Annotated in this window: 12 protein-coding genes and 1 riboswitch; of the genes, 7 read left to right on the forward strand and 5 right to left on the reverse strand. The window is 73.1% G+C overall.

Going from position 1 to position 14,964, the window contains the following annotated elements:
- Nucleotides 1-14 precede the first annotated feature (14 nt).
- A complete protein-coding gene (locus tag ACZ6TB_RS32450) occupies nt 15-191 on the forward strand; it encodes a hypothetical protein (protein ID WP_465560759.1) in 177 nt (58 codons plus the stop codon).
- Here the strand turns inward: ACZ6TB_RS32450 and cydC are convergent.
- From cydC to ACZ6TB_RS32465, 3 genes are read right to left on the reverse strand one after another with little or no spacing between them, the layout of a single operon-like run.
- A complete protein-coding gene (cydC, locus tag ACZ6TB_RS32455) occupies nt 158-3,937 on the reverse strand; it encodes a thiol reductant ABC exporter subunit CydC (protein ID WP_465560761.1) in 3,780 nt (1,259 codons plus the stop codon). The genes ACZ6TB_RS32450 and cydC overlap by 34 nt on opposite strands.
- A complete protein-coding gene (cydB, locus tag ACZ6TB_RS32460; RefSeq protein WP_465560764.1) occupies nt 3,934-4,914 on the reverse strand; it encodes a cytochrome d ubiquinol oxidase subunit II in 981 nt (326 codons plus the stop codon). Before cydB ends, cydC begins: the two co-directional genes overlap by 4 nt.
- 11 nt (nt 4,915-4,925) lie before the next feature.
- Complete coding sequence (locus tag ACZ6TB_RS32465) at nt 4,926-6,287, reverse strand: cytochrome ubiquinol oxidase subunit I (RefSeq protein WP_465560767.1); 1,362 nt, start codon at nt 6,285-6,287, stop codon at nt 4,926-4,928.
- An 83-nt stretch (nt 6,288-6,370) separates the two neighbouring features.
- Here ACZ6TB_RS32465 and ACZ6TB_RS32470 point away from each other — a divergent pair, with 83 nt between their 5' ends.
- From ACZ6TB_RS32470 to ACZ6TB_RS32480, 3 genes are all read left to right on the forward strand, one after another.
- The gene (locus ACZ6TB_RS32470; RefSeq protein ID WP_465560770.1) at nt 6,371-6,721 is read left to right on the forward strand and encodes a BlaI/MecI/CopY family transcriptional regulator; all 351 of its coding nucleotides are present in this window, start codon (nt 6,371-6,373) and stop codon (nt 6,719-6,721) included.
- Between the two features lie 46 nt (nt 6,722-6,767).
- Nucleotides 6,768-7,670 (forward strand): M56 family metallopeptidase, encoded by a 903-nt coding sequence (locus tag ACZ6TB_RS32475; RefSeq protein WP_465560773.1) that lies wholly within the window; start codon nt 6,768-6,770, stop codon nt 7,668-7,670.
- Between the two features lie 122 nt (nt 7,671-7,792).
- Nucleotides 7,793-7,930: riboswitch (cyclic di-AMP (ydaO/yuaA leader) on the forward strand.
- Nucleotides 7,931-7,944: 14 nt separating this feature from the next.
- Complete coding sequence (locus tag ACZ6TB_RS32480) at nt 7,945-8,940, forward strand: C40 family peptidase (protein ID WP_465560776.1); 996 nt, start codon at nt 7,945-7,947, stop codon at nt 8,938-8,940.
- 90 nt (nt 8,941-9,030) lie between these two features.
- Here ACZ6TB_RS32480 and ACZ6TB_RS32485 read toward each other — a convergent pair whose 3' ends face one another.
- Entirely contained in the window at nt 9,031-10,371 is a 1,341-nt protein-coding gene (locus ACZ6TB_RS32485; protein WP_465560779.1) for a M1 family metallopeptidase, read from the reverse strand.
- 21 nt (nt 10,372-10,392) lie between these two features.
- Nucleotides 10,393-10,836, reverse strand: coding sequence for a MarR family winged helix-turn-helix transcriptional regulator (locus ACZ6TB_RS32490; protein ID WP_465560782.1), 444 nt, complete (start codon nt 10,834-10,836; stop codon nt 10,393-10,395).
- Between the two features lie 58 nt (nt 10,837-10,894).
- On the opposite strand from ACZ6TB_RS32490, the gene ACZ6TB_RS32495 reads away from it, so the two are divergent.
- Genes ACZ6TB_RS32495 through ACZ6TB_RS32505 form a run of 3 tightly spaced genes read left to right on the forward strand, consistent with a single transcriptional unit; the run spans nt 10,895 to nt 14,510 of the window.
- Nucleotides 10,895-11,977 (forward strand): epoxide hydrolase family protein, encoded by a 1,083-nt coding sequence (locus ACZ6TB_RS32495; protein WP_465560785.1) that lies wholly within the window; start codon nt 10,895-10,897, stop codon nt 11,975-11,977.
- 9 nt (nt 11,978-11,986) lie between these two features.
- Nucleotides 11,987-13,357: an AAA family ATPase gene (locus tag ACZ6TB_RS32500; RefSeq protein ID WP_465560788.1), complete on the forward strand. Its 1,371-nt coding sequence runs from the start codon at nt 11,987-11,989 to the stop codon at nt 13,355-13,357.
- A gap of 4 nt (nt 13,358-13,361) precedes the next feature.
- Nucleotides 13,362-14,510, forward strand: a complete 1,149-nt coding sequence (locus ACZ6TB_RS32505; protein ID WP_465560790.1) for a tetratricopeptide repeat protein — start codon at nt 13,362-13,364, stop codon at nt 14,508-14,510.
- Nucleotides 14,511-14,964 lie beyond the last annotated feature (454 nt).

A 14,964-nucleotide genomic window follows, 5' to 3' on the forward strand; every position in this document is an offset into this window, starting at 1 on the left:
CTACGCTCGGGTGCATGGATCGACCGGTTCTCGCCTGCCCGCTCTGCCGCTGCACCGAGTTCGAGCACGAGGAGTCCCGCCAGGACAGCCGATGGGGCTTCACCAGCCACCGCATGACCCTGATGATCTGCCGCCGCTGCCGGTACGTGCTGCACTTCTACGACAGCCACAGCATCTTCGACTTCGACTGAGCAGTTTGGGCCGCGGCAGTTCGTCGGGCCGCGCGCGTCTTCTCGGCCGCGCCCGTTCCTTTGGCCGCGCCCGCTCCTTTGGCCGCGCCCGTTCCTTTGGCCGCGCCCGCTCCTTTGGCCGCGCGCGTCTTCTCGGCCGCGCCCGTCTTCTCGGCCGCGCCCACCTTCTCGGCCTCGGCGGTCAGGTCGATGATGCGGTCGACGCGGTCCAGCCCCTCGGTGCGGTGGGTCAACAGCAGGACGGTGCGGTCCGCGGCGGCGTCGAGCAGGTCGGCCATCAGGGCTTCGGCGAGGTCCTCGTCCAGCCCTTCGGTCGGCTCGTCGAGAATCAACAGCTCGGGCTCGGCCAGCAGCGCCCGGGCCGTGGCCAGCCGGCGCGCCTGCCCACCCGACATCGTGGTGCCGCCGGTGCCGAGCCAGGTGTCCAGCGTGAACCGGTCCTCCAGGCGGACCCGGGCGAGCACCGCCTCCAGCTCAGAGTCGGAGGCGGCAGGCCGAGCGAGGCGCAGGTTCTCGCGCACCGTCGAGGCGAAGATGTGCCCGGTATCGTCGCCCACCAGCACGATGCGACCCCGGATCTCGTCCTCGGCAAACGTGCACAGGTCGCGACCGCCGGCCGTGATGACGCCGGCGCGGGGGTCGAGGAGGCGCGCCAGGACGGCCCCGAGTGTGGACTTCCCGGAACCGGAACGGCCCACCACCGCCACCCGGCCCCCGGCGGGGATGTCGAGGTCGAGGTCGCGCAGGGCCGGCTCTCGGGTGAGATCCCAGCCGGCGTCGAGCCCGCGGATCGCCAACGAACCCAGGGGCGCGGGCACCGGAGTCGCCCCAGCCGTCGGGAACGTCGCGCGAGTCGCCCGATCCGTCGGGAACGTCGCGCGAGTCGCCCGATCCGTCGGGAACGTCGCGCGAGTCGCCCGATCCGTCGGGAACGTCGCGGGCGCGGGGGCCGAGGTGAGGGCGGCCAGGCGGGTGGCGGCGCCGGCCTCGCGACGGCGGGCGATGGCCGCGTCCGGGAGGGTCAGGACCGTCTCGCCGAGGGCGACGATGGCCAGCAGCACCACCGCGGTCCACTCCGGGGTGAGGGTGGCGGCATGGGTCAGGGCGTAGGCGGCGCCGGTCACGGCCAGGCCCCAACCCAGGTGGGCCAGGGCGTTCGCGCGGCCGGCCGACGCGGCGGCGCGCGTCTCGAGGCGGGAGAGGGCGCGACTGCGGGTCTCGGGCACCCGGCTGTCGGCGAGCTCCTCGATGCCGTCCACGGTCTCGACCATGGCGTCGCGCAGGCGGGTGCGGGCGGCGGCGGTGGCGGCGTCCTCGCGCGAGGCCTGATGCGCGGCCAGGGCCGGGGCGACGACGGCGGCGACGAGCAGCCCGGCGACGACGGGAACGGCGACCGGCGGCGCGAGGGCCACGGCGGCGAGCGCGGCGACGGCGATGGTCACGGCCGCGGTGAGGGCCGGGAGGCGGCCCCGGAGCAGGCCGTCCACGCGGGCGTCGACGTCGTCGACCACGCGGGCGAGCAGGTCACCGCGGCGGCGCAGATGCGGGCCGGGGGTGCGGGGGATCAGCGCGGCGTAGACACGCGAACGCCGTGCTCCGAGCCGGGAGAAGGCGAGGTCGTGCGACACCAGCCGTTCCACGTAGCGGAGCAGCGGGCGGGCCACGGCGCTTCCGCGGACCAGGACGACCGCCGTCGAGAGCGTGAGCACCGGTGGCAGCGTCGCGGCCCGCACCAGCAGCCAGGCCGCGGCGCCGGTGAGGAGCAACCCGGCCAGGGCGGAACCACTGCCCAGCGCGACCGCTACCGGCCACGGCAGGGCGCGTCGCGGGGCCGGGATCGGGATCGGGATCGAATCCGAGCGGCCGGCCGGGCGCGCCTCGGGGGCCGTCGACGCGGAGGGCGCCGGCGGGACCAGGGTGACAATCCGGTCGGCGGCGGCGAGCAGGGCCGGGCGGTGGGCCACGACGAGGACGGCGGAGCCGGTCGCGGCCGCCTCGCGCAGGCGGGCGATGACGAGGCGTTCGGTGTCGGGGTCGAGGTGGGCGGTGGGTTCGTCCAGGAGCAGCGTCGCGGGGGACGCGGCCGCGCGGTGGAGCAGCGCGGCGAGGGCCAGGCGGTGGCGCTGCCCGGCGGAGATTCCGCTGCCGTGTTCGCCCAGCGGGGTCTCCGGCGGCAGGTCGAGGCCGACGGCGGCGAGGGCGGTCACGGCGGCCCCGCGCGACGGGAACAGGTCGGCCACGGTGCGAGCGTGCGGCAACGTGGGGCGCTGCGGCAGATAGAGCGGCGCGGCCGCATTGAAGGCGCCGGCCGTGGCCGGATGCAGGCCGGCCAGCACGCGCAGGGCGGTGGTCTTGCCGGCGCCCGAGGGGCCGCGCAGGGCGACGATCTCGCCGGGCGCCACCGACAGCGCGGGCAGGAAAAGGGCGTCGCCGCCCGCGCCCGGATAGCGAGCGCGCAGGCCCTCCACCGCCAACCCGACGGGCCCGGCCATGGAGGGACGGATGGTGGCGGGCCCGGTCGCGGGGGCGCGGGCGACGGAGGACCCGGCGGATGACCCAGTCGCGGAGGCGCGGCCGGCGGCAGACCCGCCGGAAGACCCGGCCGTGGAGGCGCGGTCGATGGGAGCCTGCCCGGACACGGCGGCGTCGGCGTGGGGCGCAGCCCCGGTGAGGATCTCGTCCACGTCGGCGATGACGGCGGTTGCGTCGGTGGCGGCGTGGTAGCGGGCCGCCATCTCGCGCAGCGGGCGGTAGGCCTCGGGCGCCAGCAGGATCACCAGGAGGGCGGGGGCCAGGGAGAGGTGGCCGGCGGCTACGCGGAGGCCGGCCTCTACGGCGATCAGGCCGACCGAGAGGGTGCCGACCAGGTCGAGGGCCGTCGAGGAGAGGAACGCGACGCGCAGCACGCGGAGGGTCGCGCCGCGGTGCTGGTCGGTGAGGGTGGCGATCGTGGCGGTCTGGCGTTCGGCCCGGCCGAAGACTCGCAGGGTGGGCAGGCCGCGCACCACGTCGAGGAAGTGGCCGGCCAGCCGGGCGTCGGCCTGCCAGCGGCGGCGGGCCTGGGCCTGGGTGGCCCAGCCGATCAGGGCGCCCAGCAGCGGGATCAGCGGAAGCGTGACCAGGGCGATCAGCGCCGACGCGGGGTCGACGACGGCCATGCCGAGGATGACCAGTGGAGGCAGGGCCACGCCGAGCACCAGGGACGGCAGATAGCCGCCGAACCAGGGGCGCAAGGAGTCCAGCCCGCTGGTCAGCACCGTGGTGAGGCGGCCCGCGCCGAAGGCGGCCACCCAGGCGGGACCGCGGCGGGGGAGGGTGGCGAGCATCCGGCGGCGCAGCTCGTCGGTCACCCGGGCGGCGGTGGCCACGGCCACCCGCTGCTCGGCCCACGACGCGGCGGCCCGCAGCAGATAGGCCGAGGCGAGCAGGCCCAGGGCCCACCAGCGCGGCGCGGCCACGATCAGCGTGAGGGCGACGGCAACGAGCACGGTGGACGCGGCCTGCAAGAAGCCGAGCGCGGCGAGGGCCGCGACGCCGCGACGGGCGGAACGGGCATGCCGCAGCAGCCGCGGGTCGATCGGGCCGCGGCCGGCGGAGGCGGTGGTCCGGCTCGAAGCGGTGCGTTGGCCAGCGGCGGGGGGTTGGCTAGCGGCGGTGGGTTGGCTGTCGGCGGCGGGGCCGCCGCCGACGGCGGAGGGGCGGGCGGGCGGAGCGTCGGGTGGGTGGTGGGAGACGGCGGCGGTCATGATGGCACCCGCTCGCTCGCCACGCGGCGGCGGAAGATGACGTAGGAGTAGGCCTGGTAGGCGAGCACGCCGGGCAGGATGACCACGCCGAACCCGGTGAGCAGGCGCAGGGCGGACGGCGTGGCGGCGGCGCCGGACATGGTCAGCGACCACGCCGCGGAGAGGGTGCTCGGCAGGACGACCGAGCCGTGGGCGGTGAGGACGGCGACCACCGCGCCCGCCACGCCGGCGGCGGTGGCGGCGAAGGACAGGGCCTCGCGGCCGTTGCGGGCCAGGATGCCGGCGGCCAGGGACAGGGCGGCGGCGCCGAGCACCACGCGCGAGCCGGTGCCGAAGCCGATCAGGAGGAGTGCGGCCGCGCCGCCGGTGCCCAGCCACCCGGCGAGGGTGCGGGCCCGGCGGCGGACCGGGCCGCTCGTGCGCAGGCTGAGGAAGGTTGCGCCGAGCAGCACCGCGGCGAAGAGTGCGGCCAGCGCGCCGGCGCCGGCTTCCCAGGTGAGTACGGGTGAGAGGCTGCGCCCCAGCCCGCGACCGGTGACCGAGCCGTCCGGCCCCAGCGCCAGCCCCCGCACGAAGACCGACAGCAGCGCGCCCCACAGCAGCACGATCGCGGCCGAGCTCGCGGTCAGGGCCGCGTCGCAGCGCCGCCGCCAGCGAGCGCCGTCGCCCTTGCCGCGGAACTCCAGCGCCACCCCGCGCACGGCGAGCAGCAGCAACAGCGCGGCCACCGGCAGGTAGAGCCCGGAGAGCAGCGCCGCATACCAGGCGGGGAACGCCGCGAACGTGACACCGATCGCGGCGACCAGCCACACCTCGTTGCCGTCCCAGAACGGGCCGATCGTGCGGACGATCGCGCCGCGCTCGTGGTCGTCGCGGCCGAGCAGCGGGCCGAGCACGCCGACCCCGAAGTCGAACCCCTCGAGCACGAAGAACAGGACCCAGGCGAGGACGACGATCGCGAACCAGAAGGTGACCATGATCAGATCCCTCAGTAGACGGGCGCGAGCTCGGGCGACGTGCCGGCGGCGGGGGCGGGGTGCAGGGGTTGTCGCGCCAGGTGCCGGACCAGCCGCAGCCACACCACGGCCAGCACGCCGTAGACGATCGCGAACCCGGTGAGCGACGCGATCACCTCGGCGCTGGTCAGCCCGGGGGAGATGCCGTCGGCCACCTTCGAGATGCCGAAGGCGATCCAGGGCTGCCGGGCGGTCTCGGTGAAGATCCAGCCGAGCGTGTTGGCCGCGGTCGGCAGCAACGGGATGAGCGGCAACCACCGGGTGAGCCAGCGAGGAGCGGAGCGGCCTTTGCGCGTACGCCAGAGGTAGAACGCGGCGACGGCGGCCGCGAGCATCCCCGCTCCGATCATCAGGCGGAAGCTCCAGAACGCGACCGGGATCATCGGCACGTAGGAGCCCGGCCCGTACTGGGCGGCGTACTGGGCCTGGAGGTCGTCGATGCCCTGGACGGTGGCGCCGGGCGAGCCCTTGGCCAGGATCGACAACAGCCACGGGATGTCCAGCGAGAACGACGGCAGCGGCGTGCCGACCGTGAAGATCGAGAACGGCGCGCCCCGCGTGGTCTCGTAGAGCGCCTCGGCCGCCGCCATCTTCATCGGCTGCACCGAGGTGATGACCTTGCCGAGGTGGTCGCCGGTCAGCGCGGTGGCCGCACCGCCGGCCAGGGTCACCCACGCGCCGAGACGGGCGAGCGTGCGCATGGCCGGCTCGTGCGCCATCCGCCAGACCGCGATGGCCAGCACCAGCGCCCCGCCGACCATGGCCGCCCCCGACAGCGTGTGCGGGAACGCCGCCAGGTTGACCTTGTTGAGCAGCAGCTCGGTGAAGGACGTGAGCCGGGCCCGGCCGGTGACGGGATCGATCGCGTACGCCACCGGGTTCTGCATGAAGCTGTTGCCGGCCAGGATGATGAACGCCGACAGCACCGTGCCCAGCGAGACGATCACGATCGTGGCCGCGTGCAGCAGCTTGGGCAGCCGATCCCAGCCGAAATACCAGAGGGCGAGGAAGGTCGCCTCGAGGAAGAACGCGAGCATCCCCTCGATCGCGAGCGTCGGCCCGAACACGTCGCCGTAGAACCTGGCGAACGCGCTCCACGCCATGCCGAACTGGAACTCCTGCACGAGCCCGGTCACCACGCCGACCGCGAACGTGACGATCAGTATCTTGCCGACGAAGCGGGCGAGGTCGCGGTACTTGTCGTCGCGCGTCCGCAGCCACGTGATCTCCAGGCCGGCCGCGATCGCCGCCAGGCTGATCGACAGCGGCACGAAGAAGTAGTGGTAGATCGTCACCACCGCGAACTGCAGCCGGGTCAGGTCCAGCACGTCCATCGGCTCCCCCTCGTCAGTCAGTACGACGCCGCGTAGTAGATACTACGCCTTGTAGTACGACGTTGTGCAGTAGACTTTGGTCCATGGCGCTGGGAGACCTGGAACGAGTGGTGATGAACGTCCTGTGGGACGCGGGCGAGCCGCTCACCGTCCGCCAGGTCCACGAGTCGATCGGGCCCGATCGCGACCTCGCCTACACGACCGTCATGACCGTGCTGCACCGCCTGGCCAAGAAGCGCGTGGTGGTCGAGCAGAAGGCCGACCGCGCTTATCGGTACGCCGCGACGCAGTCCCGCGAGGAGATGACGGCGTCGGTGATGCTCGACGCCCTGAGCGCGAGCACCGACCAGGACGCGGCGCTCGCCTACTTCGTCGGCCGGCTGCCCCCCGAGGCCCTCAAGGCGGCGCTCGAGGCCGTGACCAAGCGGAAATGATGGCTCGCCGATCCGCTCGTGGGTGGCGGGCGGGGCGGTGGGACGGGTGACCGCGCTCCTGCTCGGCGCGCTCGGGCTGGCCCTGTCGCTCGCCGTTCCGGGCATCCTCGCCCACGCCCGCTGGCCCGACCGCGCGCCGGCCGCGGCGGTGCTGCTGTGGCAGGCGATCACCCTGGCCGCCGTGCTCTCCGCGCTCGGCGTCGTGCTCGCTGCCCCGGAAGAGCTGGCCCGCGCGGCCGGCGCCGGCAAGCCGGTCACCGCCGCCGCCCTGGTCGGCGCCCTCGCCGTGGCCGCGACCATCGTGCTGCGGCTGCTCTGGTCGCTCTACGGCGTCACCAAGCGCTCCCGCGAGCGCCGCGCCCGGCACCGCCTGCTCGTCGACCTGCTCGACCGCGCCGAGCAGCGCGAGGAGCTCGACGACGACAACGTCCGCGTGCTCCAGGGCAACCTGCCGCTCGCCTACTGCGTGCCCGGCCGGGAGGCGCGCGTGGTGCTCAGCGACGGTGCGCTCCGGCTGCTCGACCGTCCTCAGGTCGAGGCCGTCCTCGCCCACGAGCAGACCCATCTGCGCCACCGCCACGAGGTGGTGATGGAGTCGTTCACGGCCTTCTATCGCGCCGTCCCGGCGCCGTTGCGCAGCCGGGCGCCGCTGGACGCCGTACATCTGCTGCTGGAGATGGTGGCCGACGATGCCGCACGCCGCCGCACCGGGTCCGCGCCGCTCCGCGGCGCCCTGGAACGCCTGACCGACGCCGTCCCTCTGACGGAGGATGTCGGTCCCGCGAAGGGCGACCAGGCGCGCCGTCTCGACCGTCTGGCGGCGCCGCCACGGTCGTCCGCGGCCCTCACCGTGACCGTCGCGGCCGGCGCCCTGGCCCTGCTCGTACTACCCACAGTGATCCTGGTCCTGCCCTGGCTCGACCAGGCCCTGGAGGCGTGGCCGTTCTAGTCACGCTGAGTAGCCTGCACGGTGCAAGCAGTTTCCTGGCCGTGGCAGCTTCAGTTAACGACTTGATCGGGAGTACGGTGGTCCCCGGTTCGGCAGCCCCCCATCGTCCATCCGGACGATCTGACGGACCACCGCCTAATCGTCCATGGCGACGAACCGGGGACCCGAGTAGTCGGGGTGAAGCCGCGATCCCCTGCGGCCGGGCGCGCTTCCCGCCCGAACCCGTCAGCTAACCCGGTCGGCGGCTTGATGGAAGAAGGGATAACGCACCTACGTGAAACGGATTGGGGCGCGCCGCGCCGCAGTTCTGCGCAGTCTCGCCTGCGCGCTCGCCGCGGTCGGGATCGTCTTCACCGGACCGTCCGTGGCGCAAGCGACTCCCTCGCCGGCCAGCGTCGAGGCCCAGATCGACAAGCAGTGGAACGAGCTCGAGCCGGTCATTGAGCAGTACAACGACGTGCACGGCAAGCTGCTCAAGAACCAGACTCAGCTGAAGAAGCTCACCACCCAGCTCACCCCGCTCCAGATCCAGGTGGATGTTGCCCTGTCTCAGGTGCGGGGGATGGCCGTCGACGCGTACATGCAGGGTTCGCCCAACGCGTTCAACGCCATGATCGTGAGCGGGTCGCCCACCGGGCTGACCGACAAGCTGACGTACCTCGATCAGCTTGCCCGTCACCAGCAGGACGAGATCGCCGGCGTCGCGAAACTGCGTGACAAGTACGCCGGCATGAAGTCCGATCTCGACGTGCTGACCAAGTCGATCGCGGCGCGCGACAGCCAGCTCGCGCAGCAGAAGGCCGCGATCCAGAAGAAGATCGACTCGCTCCAGAAGCTGCGGCTCGCGGCGTACGGCGCGGCCGGCGAGTCCGACGGCCCGTTCAAGACCGGGGCCTGTCCCGTCACCTACAGCCAGGACAAGGGTGGCCGCGCGGCGCAGCGAGCCTGCGACCTCGTCGGCAAGCCCTACGTCTTCGGCTCCGAGGGCCCGAACAGCTACGACTGCTCGGGTCTGACGAAGGCGGCGTGGGCCAGCGTCGGCGTCTTCCTCGACCACTACACGAAAGACCAGTGGAACGAGGGCAGGGCGGTGTCGCGGGACGAGCTGCAACCGGGCGACCTGGTCTTCTTCTATCCGGGCAGTCTCCATCACGTCGCCATCTACATCGGTGGCGGCAAGGTGGTGCACGCCCCGCACACGGGCGACCATGTGCGCATGGCGGTGCTCGACAAGGTGGGACCGATCGCCGGCTTCCGGCGTCCGGGCTGAGTTTCTCGGTACGTGCTTCGTGCAGCGAGGGCCGCCAGGGATGGCGGCCCTCGCTGTGTCCCAGCCCTCGACCTCTCAGCCCCCGACCTCTCAGCCCTCGACCCGGTGCGCGGCCCAGAACGAGGTGAGGCTGGTCGAGCCGGCGGCGGCCTGCGCGGCGGCCTTGAAGTCGGCCACCGTCGAGACGCCGTACCAGTGCGACGCCGCGTACGACTTGAGCAGGTTGGTCATCGCCGTCGTGCCGATCAGGCGGCGCAGGTCGTGCAGCGTGCACTTGCCGTAGCCGTAGACCACGGTGCTGTAGCGGCTGGAGTGCGCGTCCCAGTACGCCATCGAGTTCGTCAGCTTCTCGGCCGATGACTGCCAGGTGATGCCGCAGCCCGAGCCGGTCAGGCCGCGGTAGAGGTCGGTGGCGTAGTCGGTGAAGCCCTCGTCCAGCCAGGGCGTCGTGTACTCGTCGTCGCCCACGATCCCGTAGAACCACTGGTGGGCGAGCTCGTGCGCGAGGGCGGTCGAGCTGATCACGTCGAGCACGAAGCCCGGGTACTCCATGCCGCCGAACCAGTAGCCGTTGTCGAGCACCACGTCGGCCTCGCCGTAGGGGTAGGCGCCGAAGCGGGCCGAGTGCGCGTCGAGGGCGGCCCTGGCGGTGCTCAGCATCGAGTTGGCGCTCGAGGTGCTGATCGAGCTCACCGAGTACACGTTGACGGCGACGCCACCCGCCGTCGTTCCGGAGATCTTGCGGAACGGCCCGGCGGCCCAGGCGAACTCGCGCACCTGCTTTCCCACGGCGGTGGTGACCGTACGTCCGGAGCTCCCCGCCCGGTCGACGGAGGTGCCCGTGGCCGGCGCCGCGATCGTGCTCGGGTGATCGAGGGCGACGGTGTAGTCGGAGGCGAGCGCGTAGAACGACTCGCCGTTGTTCGTGTACGGATCGAGATGCCAGCCCGCCGCGTCGCGCACGGCCAGCACCGGGATCGCGTTGCCGATGAAGTAGTAGCTGCCGTCGTGGCCGAACCGGTCGATCCCGGCGGTCACCGTGATCGACAGGTCGAAGCCGATGCTGCCGGTCGCGCCCTGGGCCAGCGGCGCGGGCAGCGTGATCTTCAGCGCCGTGCAGGCGACCTCGAGCGCGCCCGCGGTGCCGCCGGTGGTGTTGGTGACCTTGATCGGCAGGGTCGAGCAGGTGCCGTGCGCGTTGTCCCACAGCCGCAGGTAGACCTCGGTGAGCGGGACGGCCGAGGCGTTCGAGAAGCTCACGCTCTCGTGGCCGGTCCAGACGCCGCCGGTCGCGTTGCTGGTCAGGCTGATGGTGTAGGCCGGGGTCGCCGGCGTCCGGGTGGCGTCGGTGGCCGCCGCGCTTGCCGGGGTGGCCGGCACGGCGATGGTCGCGGTCAGCGCGAGCAAGGCCGGAAGCACTCGTCTCATCATTCGACGAGAATGAATGTGTTCCTACATCTCGGGCAACGGAGGAATCCCTTGCCTGCTGTGGTGGTCGTAGAGCTTGAGCAGGGTCGAGAGCAGTTGGGCGCGCTCGGCCTCGGTCAGCGGCGCGAGCAGCTTTTCCTGCACGTCCCTCGCCCGATTGGTCAGCTGGGCCGCGCGCTCGTGACCGACCCGGGTCAGCGAGATGACGTTTCTGCGCCGGTCGGACTTGTCGGGCTCGCGGCGCACGTAGCCGTTCCGCTGGAGCTCGTTGAGCGCCGCGACCATGTCGCTGAGGTGGATGCCGGTGCGCCGGCCCAGGTCGGCCTGGCTCGCCGGACCCTCCTCCAGCAGGGAGTTGAGCAGGCGGTAGTGGTAGCCGCGGGCGCCGACCTCGGCGAAGCCGTCGTGGACCAGGCGACCGGCGTGCGCGGCGGTCTGGGTCAGCAGCCAGCTCGGCAGGCGTTCCATGTGCCAAGACTAACATTTTGTTTGCCCTTCTAACGTTGGTGCGGCTAACGTTAGCCGCATGAACGAATTCGCGCTACACGTTCCGCAGGCCGACCTCGACGATCTCCGCGACCGGCTCACCCGCACCCGCTGGCCCGACGAGCTGCCCGGCGCCGGCTGGGATTACGGCATTCCGCTCGACCGGGTGCGGTCGCTCGCGGCGGCCTGGGAGAAGTTCGACTGGCGGGCGCACGAGGCCGAGCTCAACGCGTACGGGCCGTCGGTCGAGGTCGTCGACGGCGAGCGGGTGTGGTTCCTGCACATCAGGTCCGCCGATCCGGAGGCGATCCCGCTGATCCTCACCCACGGCTGGCCCGGCTCGGTCGCCGAGTTCCTCGACCTGATCCCGCTGCTCACGGCCCATTTCCATCTCGTCGTCCCGGCGATACCGGGCTACGGCTTCTCGGGGCCGACCCGGTCCCGCGGCTGGGGGCAGGAGCGGGTCGCGCGAGCGTGGGCGACGCTCATGGACCGCCTCGGTTACGAGCGATACGGCGCCCAGGGTGGCGACTGGGGTTCCGGCATCTCCCGCCTGCTGGCGTCGGTCGCCCCCGAGCACGTCATCGGCGTGCACGTGAACTTCATGCCCACCGGCGGCGCCTGGGACGGGCCGCTCAGCGAGGTCGACGCCGCGCGGCTGGAGAAGACCCGGCGGCTGGCCGCCAACCGGCATCCGCACCAGGTGCTGTTCGCGGCGGCGCCACAGACCATCGCGTACGCGCTGACCGACTCCCCGGCCGGGCAGCTGGCCTTCATCGCGGAGAAGTTCCATCAGTGGGCCGACCCGAGCCGGCCGATCGCCGACGAGGTGATCCTGGCCGACGTCATGCACTACTGGCTGACCGGCACCGCGGGCTCGTCGTCCCGGCTGGTCAAGGAGACGGGGCTGGGCAGCGGGCCGATCCCGTGCCCGGCGCCGCTGGGGGTGGCGGTGCTGCCGCACGACATCGTCCAGCCGGTCCGTCCCCTGGTCGAGCAGCGGCACGACATCCGGCAGTGGACCGAGTTCCCGTCGGGCGGCCATTTCGCCGCGCTGGAGGTGCCTGATCTGCTGGCCGCCGACATCACCTCGTTCTTCGGCGGGTTGGGGGCGCGGGCATAATTCGGTGTCATGAGCGACTCGCCGCTGATCGACAGCCTGACCGCGGCCGTGCAGGCGCGGCCCGATGACATGCCGCTCCGGCTGCACCTGGCCGAGCTGCTGGTCGACGCGGGGCGGGGACCGGAGGCGATCGGACACGCCGCGCAGGTGCTGGCCCGCGAGCCCGCCAACGCGACCGCCCAGCGGCTGATGACCACGGCGCTGGGCGGCGGCGCGGCCCCCGCGCCCGAGAGCCGCCCCGCGGAGGGGAGCGGCCCCGGCGACGGAAGCCGTCCGGCGGAGGGGCGTGGTCCGGCGGAGGGGCGTGGTCCGGCGGAGGGGCGCGGTCCCGGGGAAGGGAGCGGTCCCGGAGACGGGAGCCGGCCCGGGGACGACGGCCGCCCCAAGGGGGACGAGACGGTCGACTGGGCGGCCATGGAGGAGGACTTCGGCGACATCGTGCCGCCGCGGTTTGCCAAAGCGGACGACGAGCCCGACCCGGTTCGGGGGCACGCCGACCGCACGTTCGACATCGAGACGTCGACGATCACTTTGGCCGACGTCGGGGGCATGGAGGAGGTCAAGAAGCGGCTCGAGGTCTCCTTCCTCGGGCCGCTGCGCAACCCCAAGCTGCGCAGCCTGTTCGGCAAGAGCCTGCGCGGCGGGCTGCTGCTCTACGGGCCGCCCGGCTGTGGCAAGACGTTCCTGGCCCGCGCCGTCGCCGGGGAGATGGGGGCCGCGTTCATCTCGCTGTCGATCACCGACGTGCTGAACATGTGGGTCGGCTCGTCCGAGCGCAACCTGCACGACCTGTTCCAGTCGGCACGCAGCCACGCGCCGTGCGTGCTGTTCCTCGACGAGATCGACGCGCTCGGGCACAAGCGCAGCCAGCTCAACTCGTCCTCGATGCGCACGGTGGTCAACCAGCTGCTCACCGAGCTCGACGGCGTCGACGGCAACAACGACGGCGTCTTCGTGCTGGCCGCGACCAACGCTCCGTGGGACATCGACTCGGCGCTGCGCCGGCCGGGCCGGCTCGACCGCACGCTGCTGGTGCTCCCGCCGGACAAGGCGGCCCGCGCCGCGATCCTCGAGTACCACCTGCGCGACCGCCCGGTGGCCGGCATCGACCTCGGCAAGGTCGCCGACGCGAGCGAGCACTACTCGGGCGCCGACCTCGCGCACGTCTGCGAGACCGCGGCCGAGTTCGCCATGCGCGACTCGATCGCCACCGGCGACATCCGCATGATCTCCCAGCAGGACATGCTGGCCGCCGTCCGTGAGGTGCGCCCGTCGACCGACGCGTGGTTCGCCACGGCCCGCAACGTCGCGATGTTCGCCAACGAGTCCGGGGAGTACGACGACCTGGCGGCTTACCTGAAGAAACGCAAGATCCGATGACCCGGTGACCGAGGACGACGCGGAGCAGGCCTATCGGCGGGCGCAGGGGCTCGCCGAGGTCGGGCGCTACGAAGAGGCCGAGCGGATCGCCCGGGCGGGGCTGGCCGGCGCCCCCGAGCATGGGCGGCTGCTCACGCTGCTCGCCTCCGTGTTGCGCCTGCGCCGGGAGTACGTGGCGGCGCTGGCGGCGGCCGGCGCGGCGGTGGCGGCCGATCCGGGCCTGGCCGACGCGCACGCCGAGCGGGCCGAGAGCCTGATGCTGCTGATCCGGGCGAAGGAGGCGGTGGCGGCGGCCGGGGAGGCGGTCCGGCTCGAGCCGTTCGACTCCTCCGGCTACCTGGTGCTGGCCCGCGCGCTGTCCCGGGACGGCCAGACCGCGCGTGCCCGGGAGGCCGCCGCCCACGGCCTGTCGCTGAGCCCGCGCTCGGTGGAGGGCCTGCTCACGGTCGCCGACGTCGAGCGGGACGCGGGCAACCGCGAGGTGGCGACGGCATCGGCGCGAGCCGCGCTCGCGATCGACCCGGAGAACGCGTACGGGCGCTGGTTGATCGCCATGCTCGACGCCGAGCGGTTGAAGGTCCGCCGCTCGATGCGCGCGCTGCGGGACGTGGCCCGCGACAACCCCGCCCGGCCCGACCTGATCTCGATGACCTGGCCGATCCGGGGCGTGCTGAGCGGCCTGCGCCGGGGCCTGGCGGTCGGCGCGCTGATCGTCTGCGCGCTGCTGGTCGCGGGACACTGGTGGTCGCACGCCACGACGTTCGCCCGGGTGCTCTCGGGCGTGCTGGCGGCGGTGCTGACCGGCTTCGGCGCGCGGGTGCTGGTGCCCGCCGGCCGGCTGCCGTGGCGCTGCCTGCCGCTGCTGCCGGCGATGATGCGGCGGGCCAACTACGGCGGCCCCGGGCTGATGGCGGCGGCGACCCTGCTGCTGGTGCTGCACGCGGTCACCGGGTGGTGGATCGCGGCGGCGCTCGCCCTGGTGCTGGCGCCCGTGCTGTGGTTGCTGGGCTTCCTCGAGATGCTGGGGGCCGGGCTCGACGACCCCGGGTTCCGGCAGGCGTTCCGCGACATCGGTGCCGAGTTCCGCGACTGGTGGGTCACCACGAAGAAGGACCTGCGCGAGGCCTGGACCGACCCGCCGGCCAAGCCCTGACCCGCAGCTCTGCTTACCAATACGCGCGGCGTGGCGGGGAGGGGTGGCGGCGTGGCGAAAGGGCGGCGGCGGGGCGGAAGGAGCGCGCGAGGCCCGGACCGACCCGCCGGCCAAGGCCTGACCCGCAGCTCTGCTTACCAATACGCGCGGCGTGGCGGAAAGGGCGGCGGAGAGGGTGGCGGCGTGGCGGAAAGGGCGGCGGCGCGGCGGAGAGGGTGGCGGCGTGGCGAAAGGGCGGCGGCGCGGCGGAGACGGTGGCGGCGTGGCGAAAGGGCGCGGCACGGCGGAAAGAGCGGCAGCGCGGCGAAGGAGCGGCGGCGCGAAAAGAGCGGCCCGCCGCCCGGCCCCGGCAAAGACCGGGCGGGGGGGAGGGGGAGGGCGGCGTGGGTTGAGGGCGGGGGCAGAGGTCAAGAACCGCCCGTGGGGGAGGCGGAAAAATTGGGACGTGGACTAG

This window comes from Actinoplanes sp. NPDC051537 (assembly GCF_055586105.1).

Coding starts and splice junctions, on each gene's coding strand:
- ACZ6TB_RS32450 (WP_465560759.1), top strand. CDS start 15: ATGGATCGACCGGTTCTCGCCTGCCCGCTCTGCCGCTGCACCGAGTTC.
- cydC (WP_465560761.1), bottom strand. CDS start 3,937: ATGACCGCCGCCGTCTCCCACCACCCACCCGACGCTCCGCCCGCCCGC.
- cydB (WP_465560764.1), bottom strand. CDS start 4,914: ATGGTCACCTTCTGGTTCGCGATCGTCGTCCTCGCCTGGGTCCTGTTC.
- ACZ6TB_RS32465 (WP_465560767.1), bottom strand. CDS start 6,287: ATGGACGTGCTGGACCTGACCCGGCTGCAGTTCGCGGTGGTGACGATC.
- ACZ6TB_RS32470 (WP_465560770.1), top strand. CDS start 6,371: ATGGCGCTGGGAGACCTGGAACGAGTGGTGATGAACGTCCTGTGGGAC.
- ACZ6TB_RS32485 (WP_465560779.1), bottom strand. CDS start 10,371: ATGATGAGACGAGTGCTTCCGGCCTTGCTCGCGCTGACCGCGACCATC.
- ACZ6TB_RS32490 (WP_465560782.1), bottom strand. CDS start 10,836: ATGGAACGCCTGCCGAGCTGGCTGCTGACCCAGACCGCCGCGCACGCC.
- ACZ6TB_RS32495 (WP_465560785.1), top strand. CDS start 10,895: ATGAACGAATTCGCGCTACACGTTCCGCAGGCCGACCTCGACGATCTC.
- ACZ6TB_RS32500 (WP_465560788.1), top strand. CDS start 11,987: ATGAGCGACTCGCCGCTGATCGACAGCCTGACCGCGGCCGTGCAGGCG.